The organism is Hymenobacter sp. BRD128 (genome assembly GCF_013256625.1).
Classification (GTDB): Bacteria; Bacteroidota; Bacteroidia; order Cytophagales; family Hymenobacteraceae; genus Hymenobacter.
Window position 1 is genome coordinate 2,643,863 of the sequence record NZ_CP053908.1, and the last position, 25,762, is coordinate 2,669,624.

General features: G+C 61.4%; 25 protein-coding genes. 11 read left to right on the top strand and 14 right to left on the bottom strand.

What is annotated here, in order from left to right; all coding sequences use genetic code 11:
- Positions 1-405: 405 nt before the first annotated feature.
- The 11 genes from GKZ68_RS11760 to GKZ68_RS11810 form a co-directional block, all read right to left on the bottom strand.
- Positions 406-960, bottom strand: a complete 555-nt coding sequence (locus GKZ68_RS11760) for a GNAT family N-acetyltransferase (protein ID WP_173114880.1) — start codon at positions 958-960, stop codon at positions 406-408.
- Complete coding sequence (locus GKZ68_RS11765) at positions 960-1,235, bottom strand: hypothetical protein (RefSeq protein WP_173114883.1); 276 nt, start codon at positions 1,233-1,235, stop codon at positions 960-962. The genes GKZ68_RS11760 and GKZ68_RS11765 overlap by 1 nt, the downstream gene beginning before the upstream one ends.
- Positions 1,236-1,241: 6 nt before the next feature.
- Positions 1,242-1,880 (bottom strand): glycerol-3-phosphate 1-O-acyltransferase PlsY, encoded by a 639-nt coding sequence (plsY, locus tag GKZ68_RS11770; protein ID WP_173114885.1) that lies wholly within the window; start codon positions 1,878-1,880, stop codon positions 1,242-1,244.
- A 56-nt stretch (positions 1,881-1,936) separates the two neighbouring features.
- Positions 1,937-7,501: a hypothetical protein gene (locus GKZ68_RS11775; protein ID WP_173114888.1), complete on the bottom strand. Its 5,565-nt coding sequence runs from the start codon at positions 7,499-7,501 to the stop codon at positions 1,937-1,939.
- Entirely contained in the window at positions 7,441-7,848 is a 408-nt protein-coding gene (locus GKZ68_RS11780) for a hypothetical protein (RefSeq protein WP_173114891.1), read from the bottom strand. The genes GKZ68_RS11775 and GKZ68_RS11780 overlap by 61 nt, the downstream gene beginning before the upstream one ends.
- Positions 7,849-7,909: 61 nt before the next feature.
- On the bottom strand, positions 7,910-8,740 hold the full coding sequence (gene prmA, locus GKZ68_RS11785) for a 50S ribosomal protein L11 methyltransferase (RefSeq protein ID WP_173114894.1): 831 nt from the start codon (positions 8,738-8,740) through the stop codon (positions 7,910-7,912).
- Between the two features lie 96 nt (positions 8,741-8,836).
- Positions 8,837-9,220: a hypothetical protein gene (locus GKZ68_RS11790; RefSeq protein WP_254243975.1), complete on the bottom strand. Its 384-nt coding sequence runs from the start codon at positions 9,218-9,220 to the stop codon at positions 8,837-8,839.
- A 107-nt stretch (positions 9,221-9,327) separates the two neighbouring features.
- Positions 9,328-10,092 (bottom strand): triose-phosphate isomerase, encoded by a 765-nt coding sequence (gene tpiA / locus GKZ68_RS11795; protein WP_173114897.1) that lies wholly within the window; start codon positions 10,090-10,092, stop codon positions 9,328-9,330.
- Positions 10,093-10,222: 130 nt separating this feature from the next.
- Positions 10,223-11,011, bottom strand: coding sequence for a hypothetical protein (locus GKZ68_RS11800; RefSeq protein WP_173114899.1), 789 nt, complete (start codon positions 11,009-11,011; stop codon positions 10,223-10,225).
- A gap of 91 nt (positions 11,012-11,102) precedes the next feature.
- Positions 11,103-12,029 carry a cysteine synthase A gene (gene cysK, locus GKZ68_RS11805; protein WP_173114901.1) on the bottom strand — a complete coding sequence of 309 codons (927 nt, stop codon included), beginning with the start codon at positions 12,027-12,029 and terminating at the stop codon, positions 11,103-11,105.
- 39 nt (positions 12,030-12,068) lie between these two features.
- Positions 12,069-12,911, bottom strand: coding sequence for a serine O-acetyltransferase (locus tag GKZ68_RS11810; protein ID WP_254243976.1), 843 nt, complete (start codon positions 12,909-12,911; stop codon positions 12,069-12,071).
- A 228-nt stretch (positions 12,912-13,139) separates the two neighbouring features.
- Between GKZ68_RS11810 and GKZ68_RS11815 the strand changes: the two genes are divergently transcribed.
- Positions 13,140-13,451 (top strand): cupin domain-containing protein, encoded by a 312-nt coding sequence (locus GKZ68_RS11815; protein ID WP_173114904.1) that lies wholly within the window; start codon positions 13,140-13,142, stop codon positions 13,449-13,451.
- Positions 13,452-13,529: 78 nt separating this feature from the next.
- Here GKZ68_RS11815 and GKZ68_RS11820 read toward each other — a convergent pair whose 3' ends face one another.
- Positions 13,530-14,516 carry a YheT family hydrolase gene (locus tag GKZ68_RS11820; protein ID WP_173114907.1) on the bottom strand — a complete coding sequence of 329 codons (987 nt, stop codon included), beginning with the start codon at positions 14,514-14,516 and terminating at the stop codon, positions 13,530-13,532.
- Between the two features lie 265 nt (positions 14,517-14,781).
- Here GKZ68_RS11820 and rpsT point away from each other — a divergent pair, with 265 nt between their 5' ends.
- The 3 genes from rpsT to GKZ68_RS11835 all read left to right on the top strand — a co-directional run bounded on the left by rpsT (position 14,782) and on the right by GKZ68_RS11835 (position 16,694).
- On the top strand, positions 14,782-15,033 hold the full coding sequence (gene rpsT, locus GKZ68_RS11825; RefSeq protein WP_173114910.1) for a 30S ribosomal protein S20: 252 nt from the start codon (positions 14,782-14,784) through the stop codon (positions 15,031-15,033).
- A 165-nt stretch (positions 15,034-15,198) separates the two neighbouring features.
- A complete protein-coding gene (locus GKZ68_RS11830; protein ID WP_173114913.1) occupies positions 15,199-16,065 on the top strand; it encodes a hypothetical protein in 867 nt (288 codons plus the stop codon).
- Positions 16,066-16,229: 164 nt separating this feature from the next.
- Entirely contained in the window at positions 16,230-16,694 is a 465-nt protein-coding gene (locus GKZ68_RS11835) for a hypothetical protein (protein WP_173114917.1), read from the top strand.
- A 163-nt stretch (positions 16,695-16,857) separates the two neighbouring features.
- Here the strand turns inward: GKZ68_RS11835 and pyk are convergent, their stop codons facing one another.
- Positions 16,858-18,300 carry a pyruvate kinase gene (pyk, locus tag GKZ68_RS11840; protein WP_173114920.1) on the bottom strand — a complete coding sequence of 481 codons (1,443 nt, stop codon included), beginning with the start codon at positions 18,298-18,300 and terminating at the stop codon, positions 16,858-16,860.
- Positions 18,301-18,323: 23 nt separating this feature from the next.
- Positions 18,324-18,752 (bottom strand): IPExxxVDY family protein, encoded by a 429-nt coding sequence (locus GKZ68_RS11845; RefSeq protein ID WP_173114923.1) that lies wholly within the window; start codon positions 18,750-18,752, stop codon positions 18,324-18,326.
- Positions 18,753-18,916: 164 nt separating this feature from the next.
- Between GKZ68_RS11845 and GKZ68_RS11850 the strand changes: the two genes are divergently transcribed.
- The 7 genes from GKZ68_RS11850 to lgt all read left to right on the top strand — a co-directional run bounded on the left by GKZ68_RS11850 (position 18,917) and on the right by lgt (position 25,684).
- Positions 18,917-19,153, top strand: coding sequence for an acyl carrier protein (locus GKZ68_RS11850; RefSeq protein ID WP_068229068.1), 237 nt, complete (start codon positions 18,917-18,919; stop codon positions 19,151-19,153).
- Between the two features lie 146 nt (positions 19,154-19,299).
- Positions 19,300-20,556, top strand: a complete 1,257-nt coding sequence (fabF, locus tag GKZ68_RS11855; RefSeq protein WP_173114926.1) for a beta-ketoacyl-ACP synthase II — start codon at positions 19,300-19,302, stop codon at positions 20,554-20,556.
- A gap of 164 nt (positions 20,557-20,720) precedes the next feature.
- Positions 20,721-21,455, top strand: coding sequence for a ribonuclease III (gene rnc / locus GKZ68_RS11860; protein WP_173114930.1), 735 nt, complete (start codon positions 20,721-20,723; stop codon positions 21,453-21,455).
- A 146-nt stretch (positions 21,456-21,601) separates the two neighbouring features.
- Complete coding sequence (nadE, locus tag GKZ68_RS11865) at positions 21,602-23,515, top strand: NAD(+) synthase (protein ID WP_173114933.1); 1,914 nt, start codon at positions 21,602-21,604, stop codon at positions 23,513-23,515.
- 153 nt (positions 23,516-23,668) lie between these two features.
- Positions 23,669-24,301: an RNA polymerase sigma factor gene (locus tag GKZ68_RS11870; RefSeq protein ID WP_173114936.1), complete on the top strand. Its 633-nt coding sequence runs from the start codon at positions 23,669-23,671 to the stop codon at positions 24,299-24,301.
- Positions 24,294-24,584, top strand: coding sequence for a hypothetical protein (locus GKZ68_RS11875; RefSeq protein ID WP_173114939.1), 291 nt, complete (start codon positions 24,294-24,296; stop codon positions 24,582-24,584). Before GKZ68_RS11870 ends, GKZ68_RS11875 begins: the two co-directional genes overlap by 8 nt.
- Positions 24,585-24,676: 92 nt before the next feature.
- Positions 24,677-25,684, top strand: a complete 1,008-nt coding sequence (gene lgt, locus GKZ68_RS11880) for a prolipoprotein diacylglyceryl transferase (RefSeq protein WP_173114942.1) — start codon at positions 24,677-24,679, stop codon at positions 25,682-25,684.
- The last annotated feature ends 78 nt before the right edge of the window (positions 25,685-25,762 follow it).

The window sequence follows — 25,762 nt, forward strand, 5'->3', positions numbered from 1 at the left end:
AGGCCGCTAACCGCAAGCCCAACGTGACTGATGGCTGGCGGCTCAGCCTAGCACCTAACCACTTGCCCAGAAAGTCATAAATGGTGTTAAAAATTTTCTTCCCCATGTCCTGCCCCAGCTCGCTCACCGTCTCCCGAATAATGCCGAAGCCGAAGCGCATAGCCGCCGTGCCTACCTGCACCGAGCCAGCCCCTGGCAGGCTGTGCGCCACGGCATCTACCATCCTGGACCTAACGAGCACGTGCCCGCCGCCGATGGCATGCAAGGCTGCCTGCTACAACCACAAGCATAGCGTGCAGTTGGGGTTGCCATGCCGGATTTGCTGCTGCTGAGTGTGGGGGGCTGGAATATGGCTGGTAATAATTCGGAAATAAATTACCCATTCGCCCAGTGCGTTAGACTGCATCAGGGGCGGGCAACGTACTCGGCCTGCGTGAGGCGGTACTGCCAGAGGTCGTGGTATCGACCGTCGCGCTTGGTATGCTGGGCCAACTCGCCTTCTTTCACCATACCGTTTTTTAGCATTACCCGGCCCGAAGCTTGATTTTCGGCAATGTGGGTGGCGTAAATTTTATTCAGCCCCAGCTGCTCGAAGCCAAAGCGCAGCACGGCCGCCAGCGCCTCGCTGGCCAGGCCCCGCCCCCAATAGGGCTGGCCCAGCCAGTAGCCCGCCTCGGCCCGGTCGAAGCGCCGCTCTATGGTGAGGCCAATGCCACCAATAAATTCGCCGGTGGCCAGCAGCTCGATAGCAAAGGCGTAGCTGGTTTGCTGCGCGTAGTTTTCCTGGGTAAGCTGCACCCAGCGGCGGGCATCCTCCTCGCGGTACGGGTGCGGAATGTTGAGCGTGTTCTTTGCCACTTCGTAATTTCCAGCCAAGGCTACCAAACGCGGCACGTCGGCTAGGGTGAAAGCGCGCAGCCGCAGGCGCGGGGCGATAAGGGTAGTGGGTGCGGCTTGCATCACTTCGTAAAGATTGATTCAACAATTTTTCCGGTTTCTGGGTCAAGCGTACAGCAAAAGCAGTCCCAAGTAGTAGCTTTTAATAGGCGGCCATCTCCTACAAAACCAGTATAAAAGTCACCAAGCCGCCGTGATTCAGCTATCCATACTCTACCACCTTCTGCATCATAGGCGTAGAGATTCCGGATGGGGCCGGCAAAAGACAATCTTATCCAGTCGTAAATAACCAGCAGCTTATCTTCAAACTGTAGCGTTTCGAGGACCTTAAATTCCATATATCTCTACCGCTTACCCCACAGCGGCACGCGGCTCTCGGTGCCGGCGCGCAGCCGGCCGATGTTGGCCCGGTGCGTATAGATGAGCATGAGGGCTAGCAGAAAGCCAAACCACACTTGCAGCGAATTGACGGGGCGAAAGGTGGGCAGCAATTGCAACAGCGCAAAAGCCACCCCGGCCGTCATGCTGCTCAGGGATACGTAGCGCGTGGTGCCCAGCACCGCCAGAAACACCAGCAGCGCCACGCCCACCGTGGCCGGCGCAATGGCTAGCATCATACCCAGAATAGTGGCTACGCCCTTACCACCCCGAAACTGGGCGAAGATGGGGTAGATGTGCCCCACCACCGCCAGCACCCCGCAGGCCAGGCGATAATAGAATAGGCTTTGCGGCTGAATAAGGCCTTGGCTCAGCAGCAGATTGGGCAGAAAATAAGCCGCCGCGAAGCCCTTGAAGGCATCGACCAGCAGCACAAACGTGCCGGCCTGCTTGCCCAGCACCCGAAAGGTATTGGTAGCCCCCGCATTGCCAGAACCATGCTCCCGAATATCGGCGAGATTAAAAAACGCCCGGCCCACCCAGAGGGCCGTAGGAATGGAGCCTAGCAAGTAGGCCGCGAGCAGCGCCAAAGCGATAAGTAGCATGGCACAAAAGTAAGCCGCCCCGGAGGTCGGCTCCGGGGCGGCTGGGGGTGGCTGCGCTACGAGTCGCCGAAGGGGTCTTCGGCCGCGGCTTTCTTCTTTTTCTTATTCGGCTTCTTGTCGGTTTCTACGCCCGGCTCGGCGCTGGGGTCAGGCTCGGGCTCCTTTACCTTTTCCTTTTTGGCCGGCTCGGCGGCGGGGGCCGGGGCCGGAGCTGCTACGGGCGCCGGGGCGACAGGGGCCGGAGTAGCTACCGGGGCAGGGCTGGCCGTTCGGGCCGAATCGGCCGGCGGTGGAGTAGCCGCAGGAACAGCTGGCGCTAACGCTGGCGTAGTCACGGACGCCGGTACAGCGGGGGCAGGCGTGGTAATCGAAGCGGGCGCAGCGGGGGCGGGCGTGGTAATCGAAGCGGGCGCAGCGGGGGCGGGTGTCGTAACCGGAGCCGGCGCGGCTTTCTTGGGCGCGGGAGCTACGGGGGCCACTTCACTATCGGCGAAGGGGTCGTTATCCTTCGCTTTCTTCTTCGATTTTTTAGTGGGTTCGGGGGCTGGCTCGGTCGTGATATCACCGTCGGCCGGCGCTTCTTCCTTCTTTTTCCTGGTTTTCTTGGCGGGTTCGGGCGCCGGCTCGGCAGCGGCTGGCGTAATGACGCCATCGCCGAAGGGGTCGTTATCTTTTTTCTTTTTCGACTTTTTGGCCGGCTCGGCGGCGGGCTCCGCATTAGCTGCGTTTTCGCCGTTGCCAAAGTGGTCAGCCTTCGGTTTCTTTTTCGACTTCTTGCCTTTTTCGGTATCGAAGTTGTCGAAGTTGCCCGTTGGGGTTGGGGCAGCCGGGCGCGGGGCCAGCTTGCCCGACTTGCCCAGGTAGGTGCGCTCGAAGTGCGAGCGGAAGCGGTCTACATCTTCAAAGTCGACTAGGTAAACGCCGTAGTCGGTGGCGGTTTCGATACTGCCCTTCTGCTTGGCCGCGATTTCACCGTCAAATTCCTCGCTCGACGACTTAGCCAGCAGCACGTTGTTGGCGTAGCGCAGATAGTACCAGGTCTGGGGCTCGGCTTCGAGATACACTTCCACGAGGTCGGCCGAGTTTTCGCGCTTGATTTCGACGTAGCCCTCTACCAGGGCATTGAGGCCCTGCTTACCCGCACCACCCAGCCCGATTTTACCCACCGAGTGCCAGGCGCGCTGCTTGGGGTCCCATACCAGGTTTACCTTGCTCAGGGTGAGGGTGTGCAGCAGCTTGGGTGAGAGGCTAGCCAGCGGCGCGGGGGCCGCGCCGGGCCGGCGGTTGTTAAAGGCATCAACGCCCTTGTTGCCGGCAAACTGCGCGATGTTATACAGCTCGTCCGTCGAGCCGTCGAAAGCCTCGGGCGAGTTTTTGGTCACCTTAGCCAGGGTGGTGGCCATCAGCTCCACGGCCTTGGGCGGCATGGCCGCGTCGATGCCCAGCAGGCTGCGCACCCGGTAATGCGCGCTGTCGGGGTTGGCCCGGCCCACCCCGCTGGCGGCAATGCTATAGTTTTTAGTGTTCGCAATAAAACTCATCGGCCCCCGGAAAGTCATCTGGCTGGTCGAGTCGCGGAAGGCTAGCAGCGTGCCCTGGTAGTGGTTGGGGTCGCTGAAATCCTGGTCGGCAATGGTGTATTCGCCGCGCCTAGTGTCGTAGTGCAGCTTGCCCGCTACGGCGAGCAGCGGAATATCGGCGGCGCTGCCCTTGGGACCGGCGTAGAGCGGGTAGAGGCGGTTATCGGTGTCGGAGATGAACAGGCCGGTGGCTAGCTCCGTGCCGTCTTCCGACTTCAGATTGCGCAGGTCGAGGTCGAGGTTTTTGGGGTCGATACTATCTTTTACCGCAAACCAGTCGGCGGTGGCTGCGTCGCGCACGCGCCCAAATTGAAGCTGCACCTGGCCATCGAAGAGCAGGCCCCGGCGGCGCGAGTTCAGGCTGATGCCGCCCCGGAAGCCAATGTGGGGAGCTAGCTGAAATTTCTGGTTGGCCTCCACGTTGGCCGTGGCCGTGGTGGCGAGGTTGGATTTCGGGTTTACCTCATCGACATCGGCGGGGCGGCGGCGGCGCAGGCCAAAGCGCTTGCGGCCGGTGTTGGAACTTAGCAGTGAGGCCGAGTCGGATTTGAAATCCACAAACTTGAGGGCAACCGAATCGCCGGTAGCCGTGCGCGACATATACTTGGCATCGCCGCTGAATGCATCGCGGGCATCGACCCGGATGTTACCATCCACGAGCTTGTGAAACTTACCCAGCGAATCGAGCAGGATTTTGGCGTGGTGCAGGGTCTGCATTTTGCCGCCGCCGGCCACCGTCACGCGCCCCGAGTCGGGGATAACCCAGGCGTCGGCCGCCGCTACGTAGGGCACACCCTTGGCCTGCAGCTGATATTTGGTCAGGTCGTAGCTGGCGTCGCTAGCCTTAAATTTCAACCCGTGCTGCTCGGGCACGGTTGAGGTAAAGTACGAGCGCGTCGAGTCGGACCCCGCCGCGCGCAGCAGCACGCGCTTCTTCTTAAAGTCCCAGCGCCCGCCGCTAAGCGAGGTCCGAAAACCGGTGTAGGGCAAGTCAATGGTAGCCTTGCTGCCCTCCTCCCGCTTAAACTCGGCAAAGCCTTTTTTGAGGTCGTAGGTAAAATCGACATCGTTAGCCGCCAGCGCCGGCTTGCCGGCCTGGGCCGACTTTACGCTCAGCAGCGCTTTCTGACCCGAATACGAGTCGTTCTTAAACACCAGGTTTTCAGACCGCACGTAGCTTTGCGGGCCGTCGAGGCGGCCGGCGCCGCCTACCACCTTGGGCGTGAGCAGCAGCGAGCCCTTAAACGTGTGGTCGGCATATACCTTAGCCGAGGCCCCGCCGGGTGGCGTGCGCAGGTGCAGGCTGTCGGTGCGGGCGCCCCAGTTGATGAGGTAGCCCGGTGGCAGCACCACTTTGGGCGTGTTGGGGCCGGCGGCGATGCTACCGGTTTTGCCCTCGCCCGTGAGCGAGTCGCCGTACATCACAAAGCGGTCGCTCTGCATGGTGGCACCCAGATACGTTACTGTGCCATTCGACTGCAGGCCCTGGCTGTTGAGCTTCACCTTGGCGCCCGGCGAGAGGCGGCCCTTACCCCCATACATCGGGTAGCCAGTGGCTGGCACCGTGTGCACAAAGCCCATCGCGCCATCTTCTTGCGCGCTGAGCGCCGTTTTGATGGGCGGCAAGGCCTTGCTGTGAAACACGCCCACGAAATTGCCGCGCGACTTGCCCGTGCCCATCGAGTCGAAGCTGAAGGGCGGCACGTCGAAGTAAGTAGTAGTGTCATAGGCGCCGCCCAGCACGTCGGGCTTGTTGAAATACACGTAGGCGCCCGATGAGGAGTTAAAGGCCGGGTATTTGGGCAGCTTTTTGCGGCCCGAGCGGTTAAGCGGGTCGTTCAGGTACAAGCGGCCGCTCTGATACTTGCCCTTGTTGGTGAGCACAAAGTCGCTGGGCGGAGCTTCCTCGGCGGCCACGTTTTTGTTGGTCGCCTTTTTACGCTTATTGCGGATTGTGAGCGAGTCGATGCGGGGCATGTCGATGTAGTACCCGTCGTAGTCGAACAAAAAATCCTTGCCCTTAAAGCCGTAGATGGATGTTTTCACGCGCCCGCCAAACTTGAGGTTACGGTTGCGCTCCATGCGCACCGTGCCGCTATCGGGCTGCACAAAAACGGCCGCCGAATCGTCGGAAAAGCTGAATTGCTTTACCCCGTGCACCACCAGCTGGTTGCTGGCCAGGTTGAGGGTAGCGCTGCGCCCCGAACCACTCAACGACTTAATATCGATGTGGTCGTAGTCCTTTTTATCGCGGGCGGCGCCCACGTAGTGCCGGGCCTTGCGCAGCAAGATTACCTCGCCGGTCTGGGGCTGAATATCGACGTAGCCATCGCGGGCTAGCCCACTCACGGCCGAGCGCAGGTTGGCCTCGTTGGTATTGGTAGCCACGGCCACGTCGTGCACATTGAGCACGCTGCTGTGGCCGTGGGCGATGCTGTACCCTAGCAGCATTTGCAGCGGATGCAGGTGGTTGATGCTCTTGAGCTGCTGGTAGCGGGTATTGGAGAAGAAGTTACTGCTCTCAAAATCGGCCGATACCTGCGTGGGCGAAGTAATGATGCTAAAGTCCATCTTCGGCTCGCGCAGGTTCCAGGTCAGCATCTGGGCCCGGATATCTACCTGGTGGTACGAGTCGGAGTAGGGCGCATTATGGTACAGACCTTTCTCGTAAAGCAACCTGAGCTGCTCCTTACTTTTCAAATATTTCAGCTCCACACCCGGGTGGGTGATGGAGTCGCCGGTGCTCTCGTACAGCGCCACGGCGGCCCGCCCGGCCGTGATGACCGAGTCGCCGAGCACGAAATTGCGCGAGGCCGAGCGGAAGCGCAGCTTATTATCCTGGCTCACGGTGAGGTGCGAGAGCGAGCCATCGAGCGAGGCCGACAGCAGACTGCTGCCCGCCATCGACAAGCCGCCCTGGTACTTAATACCAGGGCCTATGTCTTTGATGCGCACATCGTTGGTGAGCGAGATAAACCGCGGGTAGCTGCTCTCGGTCGCGCCCGCCTTCCGGCGCACACTTTTGTAGCTGAGGGCGCCCTTCACCGGCGCTTCAAGCCTAGCGGCGTAGGTCAGGGTTACGGGCTGGGCCGTAAACTCGGGCTTGCTCAGGTCGAAATCAAACGGGTCGAGGTCGGCCGTTACGGGGTTGCCCTTTATCGTCCAGGCCACTTGCCCGCCCTTAGCCAGAAAGTGGCTACCCGTCGTGGCAGCCGTGCCGCTCACTTTATGAATCACGATGGAGTCGCTGGCCGTGCGCATTACCAGGTCGGCATCCTTCAACTCAATCATCGGCCCGCTAACGACGGGCGGATAGTAAGCATCATACGCCGCGCTGGCCGAGGGAATAAAGGGCTGGTCGAAGTCAGAATTGGCGGGCGCCGGCGCCGTAGCGGGCTTGGCGGACGCCGACTTTGGGCTGGCCGCAATGGGCTTGGCCGGGGCTTTCTTGGTGGCAGTTTTGGCGGGCGTCTTTTTTTTGGGCGCGCCCCAGCCATCGTCGGCCGGGGCACCCCAGCCGTCGCTGCTGGCTTTTTTCTTAGGCGTGCTGCTAATGGGCGGGCCCCAGCCATCGTTGGCGCTCGCTTTGCTGGGGCTGCTCCACATGTCGGCCGTGTCCCAGCCATCGCTGGCGCGCTTCTTTTTAGCTACCGGCTTGGGCTTAGGTTTGGGCTTGGCCGCCGCGGCAGCGGGCTTGGCCGGAGCAGGCAGCGCGGCAGGCTTGGGCTCGGCGGGCGCGCTGTCGAAGGTCGCGTTGGGGTCGGCGGTGGCCGCGGCCTTGTAGGCAAACGACAATTGCCCACCCATCACGCGCAGCGCGTTAAAACCCGAGCGATAGAGGTAGCCGCCATTGAGCACCCGCGCCGTGGTGAGCAGGTACTTTTCTACGTCGGCGGCCGGGTCTTTCTCCACCGACTGCCCAAGCGCGTCGAGGTACTGGTCGACCTGCGTGTCGCTAAGGCCGGCCTTGGTTTTGCCCGTCACCAAGGCGCTGTAAAAAGCCGTGAGGTGCGGAATGGGCCGCAGCTTCTTATCCAACATCTTCTGCGAAAGCGCCGCAATAGTCGTTTGCTGGCTAGCCGTGAGCTGGTTGCTACCCAGAGCTGGCGCAACTTGTCGCCCAGCGCCATCGCACCGGCGTTGTTGGTGGCTAGCATCATCGTGCGCACGTCGATGATAAACTGCGCGGGGTCGGGCGAGAGGTGACCCGTGTAGCGCTGCACCGCCACCTGGCCGGGCCGCACTTCGCCGGCTGCCCGGCCATCGGCGGGCGGCGCGGGCGTAGCGGCCGGCGGCGGGCCGGGCTTAGCCGCCGGCTTGGCCGTTTGGGCTGCGGCGGGCAGCAGAGGAAAACTTAAGCAGAAAAAGGCGGCGAGCAGTCGCTTCATAAGGTCGGGCAAAGGCCGGGACGGCCAGCTGTGGGCCACCCTGGCGGGTATCCGGAGCAGCTTACAGTTTGGTGAAAATAGCCGAAACCCAGCTGCGCAGCGTGCGGTGCCGCTCGTAGCGCAGGTGTTGGCGCGTAGCCTCGGCCGTTATCTTGGGTAAATCCTCCTCGTAAAACCCACTGAACAAAATTGGTTTCCCACTGGGCAGCAGGCGCGCATACTCGTGCATGTCTTCGAGCAGCACGTTGCGGTTGATATTAGCCAGGATAAGGTCGAAGGGCGCCTCGTCGGCTAGGGTCTCGGCGCCGCCCAGGCGGCACTCGATAGTGCGGCAATGGTTTTCGGCGGCGTTGTCGCGGGCGTTTTCCACCGTCCAGGGCTCCACGTCTACGGCCAGCACCTGGCGGGCGCCCAGCATTTCGGCCATAATGGCCAGAATGCCGGTGCCGCAGCCCATGTCCAGCACACGCTTGCCGTGGTGGTCAATAGCAAGCTGATTTTCAATCATTAAGGCCGTAGTCTCGTGGTGGCCGGTGCCAAACGACATGCGCGGCATTATCTCGATGTCGTACTCCACGCCCGCGGGCTTGGGGTGAAACGGCGCCCGCACCGATACGCGGTCGGCAATAATGAGGGGCTGAAAATTCTTCTCCCACTCCTGGTTCCAGTTCTGGCGCGTTATTACGCGGTCCGAAAACGCCAGCTCACCCAGCCCCTCGTAGCGGCTCATAATCTCGGCCACCGCGTCGCGGTCGAAGGCGTCTTCGGTAGTGTAGGCGCAAAAGCCGGCGTCGTTGTCTTCAAACGTATCGAAGCCTACTTCGCCCAGCTCGGCGACCAAAATATCGGCCAGTTCCCGCGGAGCCTGGACCGTCAACTCAATAAAATCCATTTTAGCAACTTAAAATGTAGAAACGCCGCCGCCCCGCGGCTCATTGCGCGCGGGGCAGTCCGGAGCGACGCGCCCCGCACGCAATGAGCCGCGGCGCTACTGCTTGCAGCCCGCAAACGAGCGCACCTTGGTGTAGTGAATGGCGAAATCGGCCCGGCTGCGGTCGGTGGTCACGTACAGCGTATAGTCGGCAAACTCGCGGTTTTCGGCCGGGCACCACAAGCCCGCTTTATCCGCGAAAAGCTTGTTGGTTTCATTAAATACGATTACGTCGGCAAAGGCCTGCTCGGGTTCCAGGTACACTACCGCAAAGCACGAATTAGCCCGGCGCGGGTCGTTTTCGAGGTAGATGGAACCGTAGATTTTGCAGGGCTCTACCGAGCCGGCCGGGTGTGCCAGGGCAAGACCCGGCCGGCTAGCCACCCCACCCACGCCGGGCGGGGTGAAAAAAAGCAGAAAAGCGAGAAAAAAAGATAGCATAAAACCGCCGCGTAAAAGGATGAACTGGAATTTATAACACTAGGCGAGCCGGTTAAGGCAATAATTCGGCCTAAAATACAATTCGTCCTTTGGGCAGTGCCAGCTAGCTAAAAGGACTTTACAATTTCAACAAAATCGCGCGATTTCAATGACGCGCCGCCGATGAGGCCACCATCCACGTCGGGCTGACTGAAGAGCTCGCGGGCGTTCTGGGCGTTGCACGAGCCGCCGTAGAGGATAGTTGTGTTGTCAGCCGTGGCCTGGTCGTAGGCCGCCGCCACCTGCTGCCGAATGAAGGCGTGCACTTCCTGCGCCTGCGCACTGCTAGCCGTGCGCCCCGTGCCAATGGCCCAGATGGGCTCGTAGGCAATGACCACTTTATCAACGTCTTCCTTGCTCAGGTGAAAGAGCCCGTTGGCCAGCTGCTGGCCGATGAAGTCGAAAGTTTCGTCGGCCTCGCGGGTTTCCAGGCTTTCGCCCACGCAGAAAATCGGCTTCAGGCCGGCAGCCAGGGCCGTGTTCAGCTTCTCGGCCAGCAGAGCGTCGTCTTCGCGGAAGTGCTGGCGGCGCTCCGAGTGGCCGAGTATCACGTAGGCGCAGCCCACCGAGCGCAGCTGCTTGGCCGACACCTCGCCGGTGTAGGCCCCGCTTTCCTTCTGGTGGAAGTTTTGGGCCCCGAGCGCGGGGTTGCCACTATCGCCCAGCAGGCGGTGCACGCCCATGAGCAGCGGAAAGGGCGGGCAAATAACCACCTGGGGCTTAGGGCCGGTAAGCTCGTCGTGCAGCATCTGCACTACTTCGGAAGTCAGGGCCTGCGCTTCGGGCAGGGTGAGGTTCATTTTCCAGTTGCCGGCAACGAAATTCTGGCGCATGTAAGAATTATTGGTTGATGATGAATGATTGTTTAGCCGGCAGCTGCTACCCACTTCCTGATGAGGAGCAAGCAACGGACCGCCGCTAGCAATCACCCCAAAAGTACAGTCCGGGCCTAGCTCCCCGCTCCTACCCCGCGGCCAGCACCTGCTGGCTGCGCCGCCAGCCTACCACCGCCGCCCCCAGCAGCAGCACCGAGGCCACGCCCAGCGCCGCCACGGCCAGCCCCGGCTGGCTAGCCCGCTGCGCCACCCAGGTGCCGAGGAGGCCCCAGGCAATGGGCAGCGGCAGGCGCACATCATGGCTGCGCCAGGCTAGCCCCAGGCCCAGCAGCACGGCAACAAGCAGCAGCGCATAGCAACCCGCCAGGCTAGCCCCGGCCGACCAGTGCAGTCCAAACCCGTCGCGCAGCCCAAAAATGAAATTGAGCACCGTGGCCAGCACTATCCAACCTAGGTAAAAGCTCAGAAACCACGTCGGCCAGCCGGGCACGGCCCGCATGAGCCCCAGCTGCCGCGCCCGGCCGTAGGCCTGGGCCAGCAGCAGCAGCAGCAGTACCATCACGGTGAGACTACTGTTGATAATCTCGTAGCTGAATACCAGCGTCCAGGCGGCGGTCATTACTACGGCCCTGGTCAGTAATGAATTGATGGCCAGCGGCAAGCGCGCCCCGCGCTGCGCAGGTAGCCACTGCCACACGGTGTATACCACCAACCCCAGAAAAATGACGCCCCAGATACTGAACGCGTAGCCAGCCGGCGTAAGCAGCGTGGGGTGCCGGGCCGACATTGCGCCGTTGCTGAGCGCGCCGGTGGGCGGATTGGCATTGTATAAGTAATTGACGTAGAGGCAAGCCAGCACGGCCACCGGCAGCGCCCAGCGCCAGAAGCGGTCGGCTGCAGATTCAGATTGTTCCATACTTCCCGATACGGCAGAAACGCCAAGAGCGCCGAGCCCAGGCTAGCCGGGCACGACGCTCTTAAGTAGTAACTTTTTTTTAATTAGCTATCTACACGTACAGTCCTTCTACCGACAGGTAGCGCTCGCCGGTGTCGTAGCAGAAGGTGAGGACCTTGCCGCCCTGCGGCACGTCGGCTAGCTTCTTGGCCACGGCTGCCAGCGAGGCGCCCGACGAAATGCCGCACAAAATGCCTTCTTCCTTGGCGGCGCGGCGCGTCATCTCAAACGCCTCGTCGCGGCTCACCTGAATAACGCCGTCGAGCACTTCGCGGTGCAAGTTGTCGGGGATAAAGCCCGCGCCGATACCCTGGATGGGGTGCGGCCCCGGCGCGCCGCCGCTGATAACGGGCGACAGCTCGGGCTCCACGGCAAAGGTTTTCATCTTCGGAAATTTAGGCTTGAGCACTTCCGTCACGCCGGTGAGGTGGCCGCCCGTGCCCACGCCCGTAATGTGCATATCGAAGCCGCCCTCCGGCGCATCGGCCAGAATTTCCTGGGCCGTGGTGGCCACGTGCACCGCAATATTGGCCGGGTTAGAAAACTGCATGGGCATCCAGGCGCCGGGCGTGCTGTCTACTATTTCCTGAGCCTTGGCGATGGCGGCTTTCATGCCCCCTTCGCGTGGCGTCAGCTCCAGGTTGGCACCGTAGGCCGACATCAGGCGGCGGCGCTCAATGCTCATGCTCTCGGGCATAACGAGCGTAATTTTGTAGCCTTTCACGGCCGCCACCAGGGCTAGCCCCACGCCGGTATTGCCCGAGGTGGGCTCCACAATAATGCTGTCTTTGGTGAGGATACCGTCTTTCTCGGCCTGCTCAATCATACTCAGCGCGATGCGGTCTTTAATAGAGCCGCCGGGGTTTTGGCGCTCCAGCTTCACCCACACCTCCACATCGGGGCGCTCGGCAGCGAATAGGCGGTTGAGTTTGAGTAACGGCGTGTGGCCGATAACATCGAGCATGGAATTAGCTTTCATGGGGTGGAATGAGGGGTCAGTTAGAAAAAGGGAAGTGGGTTAAATCGAAAATATGAGTTCGCCGGCCGGGTCATCCTGCCGGGCCATGTGCAGCTGCGCCCGGTGATACACCCGCGAGTGCGAAGGCACGCTTTCGGTCAGCCACACGTTGCCGCCGATAATGCTGTACGTACCAATTACCGTGCTGCCCCCCAGAATGGTGGCGTTAGCGTAAATCACGACGTGGTCCTCAATAGTCGGGTGGCGCTTGAGGCCCTGTAAAGCCTTCGCCACGCTCAAGGCTCCTAGCGTAACGCCTTGGTAAATTTGCACGTGCGCACCAATCTCGGCCGTTTCGCCAATGACGATGCCCGTGCCGTGGTCGATGCAGAAGGCCGCGCCGATGCGCGCCCCAGGGTGAATGTCAATGCCCGTGCGCTGGTGAGCGTACTCACTTAGCAGGCGCGGCAGGCGCGGCACACCGCGCTGGTGCAGCGCGTGGGCTAGCCGGTGCAGGGCGGTAGCGTAAAACCCAGGGTAAGTAGTCAGTATCTCACTGATGCTCTGGGCAGCGGGGTCGGCAGCCAGGGTAGCTTCGGCATCGCGCAGCAGTGCCTCGCGCAGCGTGGGCAGGCCATTAAACAAGCTGTCGGCGAGCGTGCCGGGGGCGTTGGGCAGGCCGGGTACCTGGGCCAGCAGCTCGGCTAGCTCGGCCTGCAAGTGGTAGAGGGTGGCAGCTACGGCATCGGTGCCGGCCAGCGGCCGGGCGGCCCGCTCGGGAAAGAGCACGGCCAGCACCTGCTCGGCTAGCGCGCAGAAAGCGGGCCCCGGCAGGGCGGTGGGCACGGCCGCGTGCGCCCGCGCCAATTGCTCGGCAAAAGTTTCGAGGGCAGTGGCAGACACGGCAGAATCATGGCTAGGAACGAAAAATAACCGGCAAAACCACTCGGCTGCGCGGCATGAGCTTCTTAACCGGCCGGCCGGGGCGAAGGTTTTGGTGGCCCGGGCACAACCGCCGGGTTGGCCTGGCCGTTAGTAGCTAACGCTGCTGACTGACATTTAGCAGGTATCTGCCGCAGCTTCAATCACTTTTTAACGGGCGCATTATCTGCGCCTTATCTACTCTTCCTCATGTCTACTTCCAACGCCAATGCCGCTTCGGCCGCAGTGAGCGCCGATGGCGCCAAACACTTGGCCGCCGGCCACCACGTAGCTCTGCGCCTCTGGGAAAACGAAGCGCCCGGCGAGCCCAAACCGCTCAGCAACAAGCCCTACGAAACCGTAGGCTACGTACTCAAGGGCCGCGCCGAGCTGCACCTCGAAGGCAAGGTAACGCCCCTGGAGCCCGGCGCCTCCTACCTGGTGCCGCAGGGTGCCTCGCATACCTACAAGATTCTCGAAACCTTTTCGGCTATTGAGGCCACTTCGCCGCCCCAGGTGTAAGCAGCTGGCTACTAAAACGCTCGTGCGGCTAGCTTTCCAGGGTTGGAAGGCTAGCCGCACGAGCGTTTTAGTCAAGCCCTACCCCGGCACCGCACGGGTGAAAAAGTCAACGGCGCGCCGCTCCGAGTAATACGGGCCAGCCGGACCACCTTCGTTGAAGCCTACGTGCCCGCCGCCGGCCGGGGTTTCGAGGTAAAAAAACTCGCTGGCCGCCGCCGCCTCCCGCGGAAAGCAGCTAGCGGGCAGGAAGGGGTCGTTCAGGGCATTTACCAGCAGCGTCGGAATGCGAATGCCCGCCAGGTAGCGCCCCGAGGCCGACTGCTCGTAGTAGTCGTCGGCTGAGGCAAAGCCGTGCAGCGGCGCCGTGTAGCGCTCGTCAAACTGCGGAAAATCGCGCAGCTGGTTAAGCTCCGTCAAGTCGAGCTGACCGGGCAGGTGGCTGTCTTTGGCCCGCATTTTCTCCTTGAGCGAGCTCATAAAGCGGCGCAGGTAAATCTGATTTTGCCAGCGGCTGATGTGTACCGAACTGGCCTTGAGGTCGGTTGGCACCGAAAATACCGCCGCCCGCTTCACCTGCGGCGGTACGCGCGCCGCGTTTTCGCCCAGGTATTTTAGCGTCACATTACCGCCGGCTGAGAAGCCGGTCAGGAAGATTTCCGGGTAGTTTTTTACGTCCGCCGCGTGCCCGATTACTTCGGCTAGGTCGTCGGTATCGCCGAGGTGATAGGCACGCAGCAGGCGGTTGGTTTCGCCGCCGCAACCCCGGTAGTTCCAGGCCAGCGCATCAAAACCCGCCTGGTTGAGGGCCCGCGCCATGCCGCGCACGTAGGGCCGGTTGCTGTCGCCCTCCAGCCCGTGCGAAATGATGCCTAGCCGCGGGGCCGGCTGGCCCGCCGTGACCAGCGACCAGTCGAGGTCCACAAAATCGCCGTCGGGCAGTTCCAGCCGCTCGCGCTGGTAGCGCACTTCCGGCACCCGGCGCAGGGTGCTGGCCGCAATGGTTTGCAGGTGGCCATTGGCAAGCAAAGTAGCCGGGCGATAAGCAGAAGCAGGAAGGAGCGGCATGAGCGCAAGAGAATAAAGCGGAAATTCGGCGGCGCATTTTGCAGCAAAAGCAACGCCAACTTGGCCCTGGCTAGCCCTACGCCACAGTGTACTGAAGCAAAGATGGGCACCTTGTCCCGGATGCCGCTAGCTTACCCCGGCGCTGACAACTCCAATTTTTCTTACTCAAAAGCTGGGAATTGTTGGTTTTATTTTCTACCTTTGCCCTCCCAAACGCGAAAACCGCAGCCGTCCGGCTGTCCTCTATAGAATTTTCTTTTTTGTCATGGCAAACCATAAGTCGGCTATTAAGCGCATCCGCAGCAACGAAGCGAAGCGCGTACTAAACCGCTACCAGCATAAGTCTACCCGCACGGCTATCAAGAAACTGCGCGGCACTACCGACAAGTCGGCCGCCCAGGAGCTGCTGAAGAAAGTGACCTCAATGCTGGACCGCCTGGCTAAGAAGAACATCATCCACAAAAACAAAGCTGCTAACAACAAGAGCAAGCTGACAAAACTCGTTAACGCGCTTTAGCGCGAGACGAGTTTAGCGGGACCGAACTCTGCCGCCCCACCGTTTGGTCCCGCGCTCCTTACCAAAAAGCCCCGCTAGCTATAGCGGGGCTTTTTGCGTTGGCCGGTCCCTGGCCAGCACTTTTGCCGCTACTTTTGCCGCTGCTCCATTTCACTCTTTGAAGATATGCGAATCAGCTATTTTCTCACGCTTTTCTTGCTAGCGGCCAGCCTGCTGGCTGAGGCGCAGCAGACCGCGTGGCGGCCGTTCCGGCCGGGCTTCAGCTACAGCTATTCGCCACCGGGCAGTCCAGGACTTATTGTCCCGGTGCACACGCTGCGCGTCGACTCGGCCTATGCCACCGCCGCCGGCGACTCGGTGTATACGTTCAATCGCTTGCTGCGGCCCTTGGGTAGTCCTGCTTCCCGCTATGCCAAGAGCCGCAATAATCTGTTTGGCGCCCGCCTGCGCTGGCGCCCCGGCGGCAGCGAGTATTACCTGGAAGCCAATGCCGAGCCAGCGCCAATCGGCCCGGCCACGCCGGTAGCCCTCTTGCTGCGGCCCCGGGCAGCGGTGGGCAGCACCTGGGCAGCCAGCGTACAGCCCGCCCTCACGGCCACCCTCAGCAGCCGCGCGCTCGACCCGGCAGGTACCAGTGCTGACTCGGTAGCCACCATCACGCTCAGCAACGGGCAGCAGGTGGTGCTCAGCCGCCGCTATGGCCTGCGGCTAGGCCCCCAGTGGCTGGCGCTGGATGGCAGCAGCCCGGCTTGGCAGCAGTGGACTACGCCCCAAGCTGGGCTGGGCGACTATGACGCGCGCCAGCTCTTTGCGCTGAGCGTGGGTGATGAATTAGGCTATGAGCTGACTACCTACTCATTCGGCTCGGCGTTTGTCTGCTCGCAAGGCTACCGGCTGCGGCGCATCACGAGTCGGCAGTTCAGCGCCGACAGCCTCGTGTTAACTTACCGCGAGCAGACTCAAACTACTCTTTTCCGGGCTGCGGCACGCCGGGCACGGTCGTCGCGGCGCCACTGGCGGGCCGCTGGGTAATTTCGCTACGCACCGGGCGGTCGCGGCAGTTTCCGTTTCTGTCATTGCTGGCCGGCGAATACCAGGTGCTACCAAACGGCACACTGTTTATGGGCCAGAGCACGGCGCGGCGCGGGCCTTCGGCTGGCTGCCTGTCTAGCTCCCGCACGCTTGCTTTTGTGCCCATGTACCCATTTCTGAGCCAGCCTGGCCAGTACGAGAGTGGCGTCGACGATGCTGCCTACGTGTACGAGTTTTCGGCCTCGCTAGGCCTGGGTCCCATCACCCTTGGCAGCAGCCCCAATTACAGCAACTCTCTGACGTACTACAAGCGCAATGGCATAACGTGTGGCCAGCCGGGCAATTTTGCCGGCCTGCTGCCCACCCGCGCCGCCCAGGCAGCGGCCACCGCCACGCTGGCGCCCAACCCGGCTACCGAGCAGGCTACCCTGGCCCTGGCGGCGCCCAGTGCGCCGGGCGCCGTGCTGGCCCTCACCGATGCGCTGGGCCGCACCCTATGGCGAATGCCGGTAGCGGCCGGCCAGCTTCGAGTGGCGGTGCCGCTGGCCGGCCAGCCCGCGGGCCTCTACCTAGTGCAGCTGCTGGTGCCCGCTGCTAGCCCCTTCACGTGGAAGCTGGTTAAAGAGTAATGTCTGCCTCGCAGATTTATCGGATTCGTCGGATTTTGTAGCCGATTTTGCGAGGCCCGTCGCTCACTGGCTAGGGTTCTCTCACTAAAAAAAGGCCGCTCGTTGGAGCGGCCTTTTTTGCGTTTTCAAAATCCGAGAATCCAATAAGCCCGCAGTGCAGGGCTTATGCTACGCTCACTTTCACCATGTTGGCCCGGCCGCGCTCGCTGATGGGCATGGTGCCCGTCGTGATAAACACATTGCCCGTGTTAAGGTGGCCGGTAGTCATCAGGATATTTTTGATGTCGGCAATGGTGCTGTCGGTGCTGTTGAAGCGGTCGTAGTAGAAGCACCGCACGCCCCACACCAGGCTCAGCACGGTGAGCAGCGGCCGGTTGTCGGTGAAGATGAAGATGTCGGCCTTGGGGCGGTACTTAGCTAGCTGGAAAGCCGTGTAGCCTTTGCCCGTCATGCCGGTGATAACGCGGGCCGTGGTATTCTTGGCTAGGTGGCACGAAGCCGACAGGATGCTGTCTTCCACGAAGGTAGGCGCGGCGGCATCCACAGGCCACCACTTGTAGAACAGCTTAGGACTGCGGCTTTCCACGCTCAGGATGGTAGCGACCATCGAGCGGATAACCTCGGCCGGGTACTGGCCCACGGCGGTTTCGGCCGAGAGCATCACGGCGTCGGCGCCGTCGAGCACGGCGTTGGCCACGTCGCTGGTTTCGGCACGGGTGGGGCGCGGGGCCGTTATCATGCTCTCCATCATCTGGGTGGCCACGATAACGGGCTTGCCGGCCTTGTTGCACTTCTCGATAATCATCTTCTGGGCCATCGGCACCTCCTCCATCTTCACCTCCACGCCGAGGTCGCCGCGGGCTACCATCACGGCATCAGTGAGGGCAATGATTTCGTCGATGTTGCGCAGGCCATCGGGCGTTTCAATCTTGGCCACCACACGGGTGGTTTTGCCGGCTTCCGCAATCAGGTTTTTGATAAAGCGAATATCCTCCGCTTTGCGGGCAAAGCTCAAGGCTACCCAATCCACGTCGTGCTCCAAGCCAAATTTCAGGTCCTCAATGTCCTTTTCCGTCATGCTCGGGGCCGAAACCTCCGAGTCGGGCAGGTTGATGCCCTTGCGGGGCTTCACGAGGCCCCCGTACACCACTTCCACATCCACTTCCTTGTCGCGGTCGGTAGCGAGCACCTTCAGCTCAATCTTGCCGTCGTCGATGAGAATCTGGTCGCCGGGCTTCACATCGCGGGCTAGCCCCAGGTAGATGGTGCTCAGGCGCGTGGCCGTGCTGATTTCCTTTTCGCCGCACACCAGCTTTATTTTGTCGCCGCGCTTGATTTCGACGCCGCCACCTTCGACCTCACCCAAACGGATTTTTGGTCCCTGCAGGTCTTGCAGCAGCCCTACGTTGGTGCGCATATCCTTATTAAGGCGACGCACGGTATTAATCACCGCCAGGTGCTCCTCGTAGGCCCCGTGCGAAAAGTTGAGGCGAAACACATCGACGCCCTCGCGGATGAGCATGCCGAGGCGCTCGTAGGTGTTGGAAGCGGGGCCAACGGTGGCCACGATTTTGGTTTTATTAAACGACACGGGGGACGGTTGCATGCGGAAAGAGCTGAGCAGCTAAGTTAAAAAATCAGATTTTCTTTGTATTTCAATTCGTTGGGGTCAAACTCGCTGGCGTACTGCACCAGGGGCAGGGCCGTGAGGCGGTCGAGCAGCTCGGTGCCGGCCCACTCGTCGGCGCCGCCGTGCACTTGCAGCAGGTAGTCGTACTCGCGAATGTCGGGGGCCAGAAACGGCTTGGCTAGCGTAGAGGGCAGCGCGGCGCGGTTGCGCAGCAGGCGCAAGGTAAGCGCTTCCGTACCGTAGAGGTAATAGCTGAACGCCAGGGCCCCCTGCTGCACCAGATTCAGCACAAAGTCGGGCTGGCGCACCAGGCGCATGCGCAGGCCCCGGTTGAGGCTCCAGGCCAGCGTGTAGTCGCGGGTGCTCGACACGAGGCCAAACAGCGCAAAGTCGCAGTCGTACTCTGGCTCCAGGGTGAGGGTTTTCATGGGGCAGGGGCGAAGTGCAAAGCTACGGCTTTCGACGGCCCCCTGGCTGCCTCTTTTTAATGCCAAGCCAAAATATTGTACGCCCTGCAAAGAGGGGTTTCGCGGCGTAGTTGCGAAAAGGTGCGTTACTTTGCAGGCAAGTTTCCCCCTTAACCACGACTGCAATGTCTGAAATCGCCGAAAAAGTAAAAGCCATCATTATCGACAAGCTGGGCGTTGAAGCCTCGGAAGTAACTCCGGAAGCCAGCTTCACCAACGACCTGGGTGCCGATTCGCTCGACACCGTGGAGCTGATTATGGAATTCGAAAAGGAATTCAACGTTAGCATCCCCGATGACCAGGCTGAGAACATCCAGACCGTGGGACAGGCAGTAAGCTACCTCGAAGAGCACGCTAAGTAGTCTTTTTAAGCCGGGCAGCCCCTAGCCGCGCGGCATAGAATAAGAAAATTGCCTATACCGGCCGGCCCGCCGCCGGCCGGTTTTGCTGCTTTCACCCAACCCCCTCGTTTCGTTTCTAACTACGCCGCCCACTCGGCGTTTGCCTTATGTCGTCAATCCGCCGCGTTGTCGTAACCGGTATTGGGGCCATCACCCCGCTGGGTAACACTGCCGCCGCCTACTGGGAAGGGCTCGTAAATGGGGTCAGCGGGGCCGCACCCATCACCCGCTTCGACGCCACCAAGTTTAAAACCCGCTTTGCCTGCGAGGTAAAAAACTACAACCCCAACGATTATTTCGAGCGCAAGCAAGGGCCTAAAATGGACTTGTTTACGCAGTTTGCCGTTATCGCTTCCGACGAGGCCATTGCCGACGCCGGCCTGCTGACGAGCGGCGTCGATAAGGACCGCGTGGGCGTTATCTGGGGCTCGGGCATCGGCGGGCTGAAGTCGCTGCAGGAAGAGTGCTTCCAGTTTGAGCGCGGCGATGGCACGCCCCGGTACTCGCCGTTCTTCATTCCGCGCATGATTGCCGACTCGTCGTCGGGCAATATTTCCATCAAGAATGGTTTTCGCGGACCTAACTACGTGACTACCTCGGCCTGCGCCTCGTCGAACGACGCGCTGATTGCGGCTTTCAACAATATCCGGCTAGGGCTAGCCGACGCCATCGTCACCGGCGGCTCGGAGGCGGCCATCACCGAATCGGGCGTGGGCGGCTTCAACGCCCTCAAGGCCATGAGCGAGCGCAACGACGACCCCGCTTCGGCCTCGCGCCCGTATGACAAGGACCGCGACGGCTTTGTGCTGGGTGAAGGCGCGGGCGCGCTGGTGCTCGAAGAATACGAACACGCCAAGGCGCGCGGCGCCAAAATCTACTGCGAGGTTATCGGCGGCGGCATGTCGTCGGATGCCTACCACATTACGGCGCCCGACCCTAGCGGCTCGGGCGTGGTGCTGGTGATGCGTAACGCGCTGCGCGACGCCGGCATTCAGCCCGAAGACGTGGACTACATCAACACCCACGGCACAAGCACGCCGCTCGGCGACGGGGCGGAGATTAAGGCCATCGAAACCGTATTTGGTGAGCACGCGGCCAAGCTCAACATCTCTTCGACCAAGAGCATGACGGGCCACCTGCTCGGCGGCGCCGGCGGTATCGAGGCGGTGGCTAGCATCCTGGCGATGCAGCACGGCATGGTGCCGCCCACCATCAACCTGCACACGCCCGACCCGGAAATCAACCAGAATCTGAACTTCACGCCCAACGTGGCGCAGAAGCGCGACGTGAACGTAGCCATCAGCAACACATTTGGCTTTGGCGGGCACAACACCAGCGTGGTTTTCCGCAAATTGGCTGAATAGGCTGTTGCCCCTTATTTACTTTCTAAGAACGTCATGCTGAGCCCCGCCAAGCATCTCGCTCGCTTCGCTAGGTTTAGTACCCCTAGCGGCGCGAGCGAGATGCTTGGCGGGGCTCAGCATGACGTTCTTTATCCTTTCAACCAAAAGCTAAAGGCTTACCTAAGATGCCCCTCCCCCTCTTTGGCCTGTTTCGGCGGCTGCTGGGCAGCGATAAGCAGTTTCGGCAGGCCGTGGCCACCGTTATTGGCCAAGACCCGCACAATGCGCGGCTGTACCAGCTAGCCTTCACGCACTCGTCGGTGGTGAAACAGGACCCCGGCGCGGGCCGCCACCAGAGCAACGAGCGGCTGGAGTTTCTGGGCGACGCGGTGCTGGGTACCGTGGTGGCCGAGTATCTGTTTAAAAAGTATCCCTATGAGCAAGAGGGCTTTCTGACCGAAACGCGTTCGCGCATTGTTAACCGCGAGAGCCTGAATGCTATTGCCCTGAAAATGGGCCTCGACAAGCTGGTGCAGCTCGATGCTACCCAGGCCCGCGTGGCCCGCTCGCGCTCGGTGAATGGCAACGCGCTGGAGGCGCTGGTGGGCGCCGTGTACCTCGACCTGGGCTACAAAGCGGCCCGCAAGTTTGTGCTCAAAGGCTTGATTAAGCCATTTGTGGACGTCAACAAGCTGACTACCACCACCTCCAACTACAAGAGCAAGCTCATTGAGTGGGCGCAGCGCCACGGCAAAGACGTGCGCTACGAGCTAAGTGGCGAGCCCCGGCCGGGCGGCGTAATGGAGTTTACGGCCACCGTGCTGCTCAGCGATGAAGTGGTGGCTACCGGCATGGGCCTCAATAAGAAGCAGGCCGAGCAGCTCGCCGCCGAGCGGGCGCTGGCGGCACTAGGGGTGTAATTTTACGCAGTAAGAACGTCATGCTGAGCTTGCCGAAGCATCTCTACCGCGTCATTGGGGTTACCAATCTAACGGCGCGGTAGAGATGCTTCGGCAAGCTCAGCATGACGTTCTTTTGTTATTCATAAAACTAGCACACCAAAGCTATGCGCCTTGCCGGAGCCGCCCTCAACCAGATTCCCTTCGACTGGGGGCATAATATTCAGAATATCAGCGCGGCCATTGCCCAGGCCAAGGCTGAGGGCGTGGAGCTGCTGTGCCTGCCCGAGCTGTGCCTGACGGGCTACAACTGCGAAGACCTGTTTTTGAGCGACTGGCTACCGGCGGCAGCGCTGGAGCATTTGCAAAAAATAAGGCCGCTCACCGAGGGCATCTGCGTGGTGGTGGGGCTGCCGGTGCGGCTAGCCCACCGCACCTACAACACGGCCGCCGTGCTGCGCGACGGCCAGATTCTGGGCTTCGCGGCCAAGCAGTTTCTGGCCAACGACGGGGTGCACTACGAGACGCGCTTCTTCGTGCCGTGGGTGGCGGGCGAAGCGACCACCGTCGAGCACAACGGCGAAAGCTGGCCGCTGGGCGACCTCACCTTTGAGCACCTGGGGGTGCGGTTTGGCTTCGAGATTTGTGAGGATGCGTGGCGGCCCGACGATGTGCGACCCGCCTGCCGGCTCGTGGGCAAGGTGGAGTTGATACTTAACCCCTCGGCTAGCCACTTCGCGATGAGCAAGACTGACCTGCGCTACAAGCTGGTGCTCAATGCTTCGCGCAATTTTACGTGCACCTACCTCTACGCCAACTTGCTGGGCAACGAGGCCGGGCGTATCATCTACGACGGCGAAATCCTCATTGCCCGCAACGGCCACCTGCTCAAGCGCAACCAGCTGCTGAGCTTTAAAGCGGTGGATATGGAATGGGTGGATGTGAACTTTCGGGAGCCGCTCGCAGTGGCCGACGTTATCGTGCCGCTGCCCGAGCCCGACGAGTATCGCGAGCTGAACCAAGCCATGAGCCTGGGCCTCTTCGACTACCTGCGCAAGGCGCGCAGCCGGGGCTTCGTGCTGAGCCTCAGCGGCGGAGCCGACTCGTGCTTTTGCGCGGTAGCCGTGGCCGAGATGGTGCGCCTGGGCGTGGCCGAGCTGGGCGAAGAAGAATTTAAGCGGCGCAGCGGCACGTTTGACGCGGCCAAAACGTCCGTAGTGCAGGCGGGCGCGGGCGGCGCGGCCCATCAGGCAGTGGAGCCGGCGCCCGCTAGGCCCCAGCTCAGCCCTAATCAACAGCTCGTTAATCACCTGCTTGCCTGCGCCTACCAGGGCACCGTCAATTCCTCGGATGACACGCTGACCTCCGCCAGGGAGCTAGCCGACAGCATCGGCGCCCGGTTTTTTGCCTGGACGATTGACGAGGAAGTGAGTGGCTACGTGGGCAAGATTGAGCACGCGCTGGGCCGCGAATTGACCTGGCAAACCGACGACCTGGCGCTGCAAAATATTCAGGCTAGGGTGCGCGCCCCCGGCATCTGGCTGCTGGCCAATGTGCAGAACTGCCTGCTCATCACGACCAGCAACCGCTCGGAAGCCAGCGTGGGCTACTGCACCATGGACGGCGACACGGCCGGCAGCATCTCCCCCATCGCGGGCGTCGATAAGGACTTCGTCAAGAAGTGGCTGCGCTGGGCCCAAACGGCCCTCGGCTACGAAGCGCTGCGCCACGTGAACGCCTTGCAACCCACCGCCGAGCTGCGCCCCCTGGCCGACAAGCAAACCGACGAGCGCGACCTCATGCCCTACGTGCTGCTCAACCGCATCGAGCGGCTGGCCTTCTACGACCGGCTTTCGCCGGCCGCCGTGCTGGCCCAGCTCGTGGCCGAAGAACCAGCCTACGCGCCTGAACAGCTGCGCGCCTACGTCAAGCGCTTTTACCAACTCTGGAGCCGCAACCAGTGGAAGCGCGAGCGCTACGCGCCCAGCTTTCACCTCGACGACTACAACGTGGACCCGCGCTCGTGGCTACGCTTCCCGATTCTGAGCGGCGGGTTTGCCGAGGAGCTGGCGGCGCTGTAGAGTCAAATTATTGCCTTATTATTCAGCATCTTACTTAGTAATAAGGCAAAGTAGCGCAAGTTTTCTGAGGTGATGGCACCTAAGCTGGCGTAGCGCTAGCCCTTGCGCAGGCGCTGCGCTTGCTGATTACTGAACCCGTTGTGTTGGTGTTTTATGGCCTACTGCCTGCCGCTGCCTTTTGCTCTTGAAGCGCTGCCTTGCCCTAGCCGGAGCGCGGCCGCCGATGCTGAGCTGGTAGCGCAGCTTCAGCAGGGCAGTGAAGCTGCGTTTCGCACCTTGGTGGCGCGCTTTCAGGACCGGGTGTATAGCACCGCTTTGTCGCTGCTGCGCTCGCCCGAAGAAGCTGAAGACGTGGCCCAGGAGGTTTTCGTGGAAGTTTACCAAACTATCGCCCGGTTTAGGGACGAGTCGGCCCTTAGCACCTGGCTCTACCGGCTAGCCACGTCGCGGGCCTTGCAGCACCGTCGGCGCCTGAGTGCCAAGAAGCGTTTCGCTTTTTTTACGAGCCTGCTCGGCTTTCATAACCAGGTGCTGCACGAGCCGCCCGACCACGCGCACCCGCAGGCGCTGCTCGAAAGTGAGCAGCAGCTCACCCTGCTGCACCAGTACATCGGGCGCCTGCCCACCCAGCAGCAGGTAGTTTTCACGCTCCGCCACGAGCAGGAGCTGAGCTACGAGGAAATAGCGGCGGTGCTTAATATCACCGTGGCGGCCGTAGAATCCGCGTTGTTTCGGGCACGGCAAACGCTGCGCCGCCACCTTCACCCCTCGTTTCGCCATGTCTGATTCAACTAGTCGCCCGGGCTCCGATGAAGCATGGGAGGAGCTATTGCGCCAGCTTCGGAACCAATCCAAGGCGCAGCCGCCGCCATTTTTTTACGCCCGCGTGCAGGCCCGGCTCGCGGCCGAGCCTGCGCCGGCCTCCTGGCTGCCGGGCTGGGCGCGCCGCCCGGCCTACGCGGCTCTGCTCGGCGCGCTGGTGCTGGCGGTGAGCGGCGACGGAGCTGCCCTGCGCCCTGCGAAGTTGGCTAGTCAGCCTAGCCAGCCGGCCTTGTTGTTTTCCCATTGATTTTTGGCTAGCCCCGGTGGGGCGGCGCCTGGCTTGCCAGCCAGGCGCCGCCGCCCGAAGTACCTTTGACACCTCTTTTCATTCTGTTGCCCATGACTGCGCTGCTCGCTTATATTCCCTGGAACGTCTCCCCTATTATTGCCGAAATCGGGCCGCTGCTGCTGCGCTGGTACGGCGTGCTGTTTGCGCTGGGCTTCGTCATCGGCTCGTTTGTGCTCACGCATATTTATAAGGAAGAAGGCGTGCGGCCGTATTGGGTCGATGTCATCACCTTCTACATGGTGGTGGGCACGGTGCTGGGCGCGCGGCTAGGCCACGTTTTCTTCTACGATTGGGCTTCCTATAAAGAACACCCCTGGGAGATTCTTAAAATCTGGCACGGCGGGCTAGCCTCGCACGGCGCTACAATTGGCATTTTGCTGGCAGTCTTCATTTTCAGCGTGCGCAATAAATTTGACTACCTCTGGGTGCTCGACCGCATTGTGATTGTGGTGGCCATCGGCGGGGCGTGCATCCGGCTAGGCAACCTCATGAATTCCGAGATTGTGGGCAAGCCGACCGATGTGCCGTGGGCCTTCGTGTTTCCGCGCGACACCGAGCACCTGCAAGCGCCCGTGATGCCGCTGCCCGCCGGGGCGGTGCTGGTGCAGCGCAGCCGCCTGCCCAATGGCGAAGAGCACACCGAAGTACTGCCCGCCGGCACCACCCCCACCGCTACCATGGAGATGGCCGTGCCCCGCCACCCCACCCAGATTTACGAGTCGCTGTTTTGCATCTTCCTGCTGGTGCTGCTGTATAGCCTGTGGAATAAATACAAGGAGCGCACGCCGCGTGGCTTACTGTTTGGCCTGTTTGTGGTGCTGCTGTTCACGTTCCGTATTCTGGTCGAATTTCTGAAAGAAAACCAGGTATCGCAGGAAACCGGCATCATCGCGCAATACCACCTCAACATCGGGCAGCTGCTCAGTATTCCGTTCATTCTCATTGGCTTGTGGGTGCTGCTGCGCGCCGGCAAAGACCCCAAAAACCCTTACGGCTACGCCCCGCGCGACCTGGCCGAGGAGGAAGCTGCCGCCCGCGCTACGGCCGTGAAGTCGTAGGTCACTTACCCTAGCCACCAGCCACAGAAAAAGCCCGCTACTTAAGTGCAGCGGGCTTTTTCTGTGATTATTCAGTTC

Coding starts and splice junctions, on each gene's coding strand:
- GKZ68_RS11760 (WP_173114880.1), bottom strand. CDS start 960: ATGCAAGCCGCACCCACTACCCTTATCGCCCCGCGCCTGCGGCTGCGC.
- GKZ68_RS11765 (WP_173114883.1), bottom strand. CDS start 1,235: ATGGAATTTAAGGTCCTCGAAACGCTACAGTTTGAAGATAAGCTGCTG.
- plsY (WP_173114885.1), bottom strand. CDS start 1,880: ATGCTACTTATCGCTTTGGCGCTGCTCGCGGCCTACTTGCTAGGCTCC.
- GKZ68_RS11775 (WP_173114888.1), bottom strand. CDS start 7,501: ATGTTGGATAAGAAGCTGCGGCCCATTCCGCACCTCACGGCTTTTTAC.
- GKZ68_RS11780 (WP_173114891.1), bottom strand. CDS start 7,848: ATGAAGCGACTGCTCGCCGCCTTTTTCTGCTTAAGTTTTCCTCTGCTG.
- prmA (WP_173114894.1), bottom strand. CDS start 8,740: ATGGATTTTATTGAGTTGACGGTCCAGGCTCCGCGGGAACTGGCCGAT.
- GKZ68_RS11790 (WP_254243975.1), bottom strand. CDS start 9,220: ATGCTATCTTTTTTTCTCGCTTTTCTGCTTTTTTTCACCCCGCCCGGC.
- tpiA (WP_173114897.1), bottom strand. CDS start 10,092: ATGCGCCAGAATTTCGTTGCCGGCAACTGGAAAATGAACCTCACCCTG.
- GKZ68_RS11800 (WP_173114899.1), bottom strand. CDS start 11,011: ATGGAACAATCTGAATCTGCAGCCGACCGCTTCTGGCGCTGGGCGCTG.
- cysK (WP_173114901.1), bottom strand. CDS start 12,029: ATGAAAGCTAATTCCATGCTCGATGTTATCGGCCACACGCCGTTACTC.
- GKZ68_RS11815 (WP_173114904.1), top strand. CDS start 13,140: ATGTCTACTTCCAACGCCAATGCCGCTTCGGCCGCAGTGAGCGCCGAT.
- GKZ68_RS11820 (WP_173114907.1), bottom strand. CDS start 14,516: ATGCCGCTCCTTCCTGCTTCTGCTTATCGCCCGGCTACTTTGCTTGCC.
- rpsT (WP_173114910.1), top strand. CDS start 14,782: ATGGCAAACCATAAGTCGGCTATTAAGCGCATCCGCAGCAACGAAGCG.
- GKZ68_RS11830 (WP_173114913.1), top strand. CDS start 15,199: ATGCGAATCAGCTATTTTCTCACGCTTTTCTTGCTAGCGGCCAGCCTG.
- GKZ68_RS11835 (WP_173114917.1), top strand. CDS start 16,230: ATGTACCCATTTCTGAGCCAGCCTGGCCAGTACGAGAGTGGCGTCGAC.
- pyk (WP_173114920.1), bottom strand. CDS start 18,300: ATGCAACCGTCCCCCGTGTCGTTTAATAAAACCAAAATCGTGGCCACC.
- GKZ68_RS11845 (WP_173114923.1), bottom strand. CDS start 18,752: ATGAAAACCCTCACCCTGGAGCCAGAGTACGACTGCGACTTTGCGCTG.
- GKZ68_RS11850 (WP_068229068.1), top strand. CDS start 18,917: ATGTCTGAAATCGCCGAAAAAGTAAAAGCCATCATTATCGACAAGCTG.
- fabF (WP_173114926.1), top strand. CDS start 19,300: ATGTCGTCAATCCGCCGCGTTGTCGTAACCGGTATTGGGGCCATCACC.
- rnc (WP_173114930.1), top strand. CDS start 20,721: ATGCCCCTCCCCCTCTTTGGCCTGTTTCGGCGGCTGCTGGGCAGCGAT.
- nadE (WP_173114933.1), top strand. CDS start 21,602: ATGCGCCTTGCCGGAGCCGCCCTCAACCAGATTCCCTTCGACTGGGGG.
- GKZ68_RS11870 (WP_173114936.1), top strand. CDS start 23,669: ATGGCCTACTGCCTGCCGCTGCCTTTTGCTCTTGAAGCGCTGCCTTGC.
- GKZ68_RS11875 (WP_173114939.1), top strand. CDS start 24,294: ATGTCTGATTCAACTAGTCGCCCGGGCTCCGATGAAGCATGGGAGGAG.
- lgt (WP_173114942.1), top strand. CDS start 24,677: ATGACTGCGCTGCTCGCTTATATTCCCTGGAACGTCTCCCCTATTATT.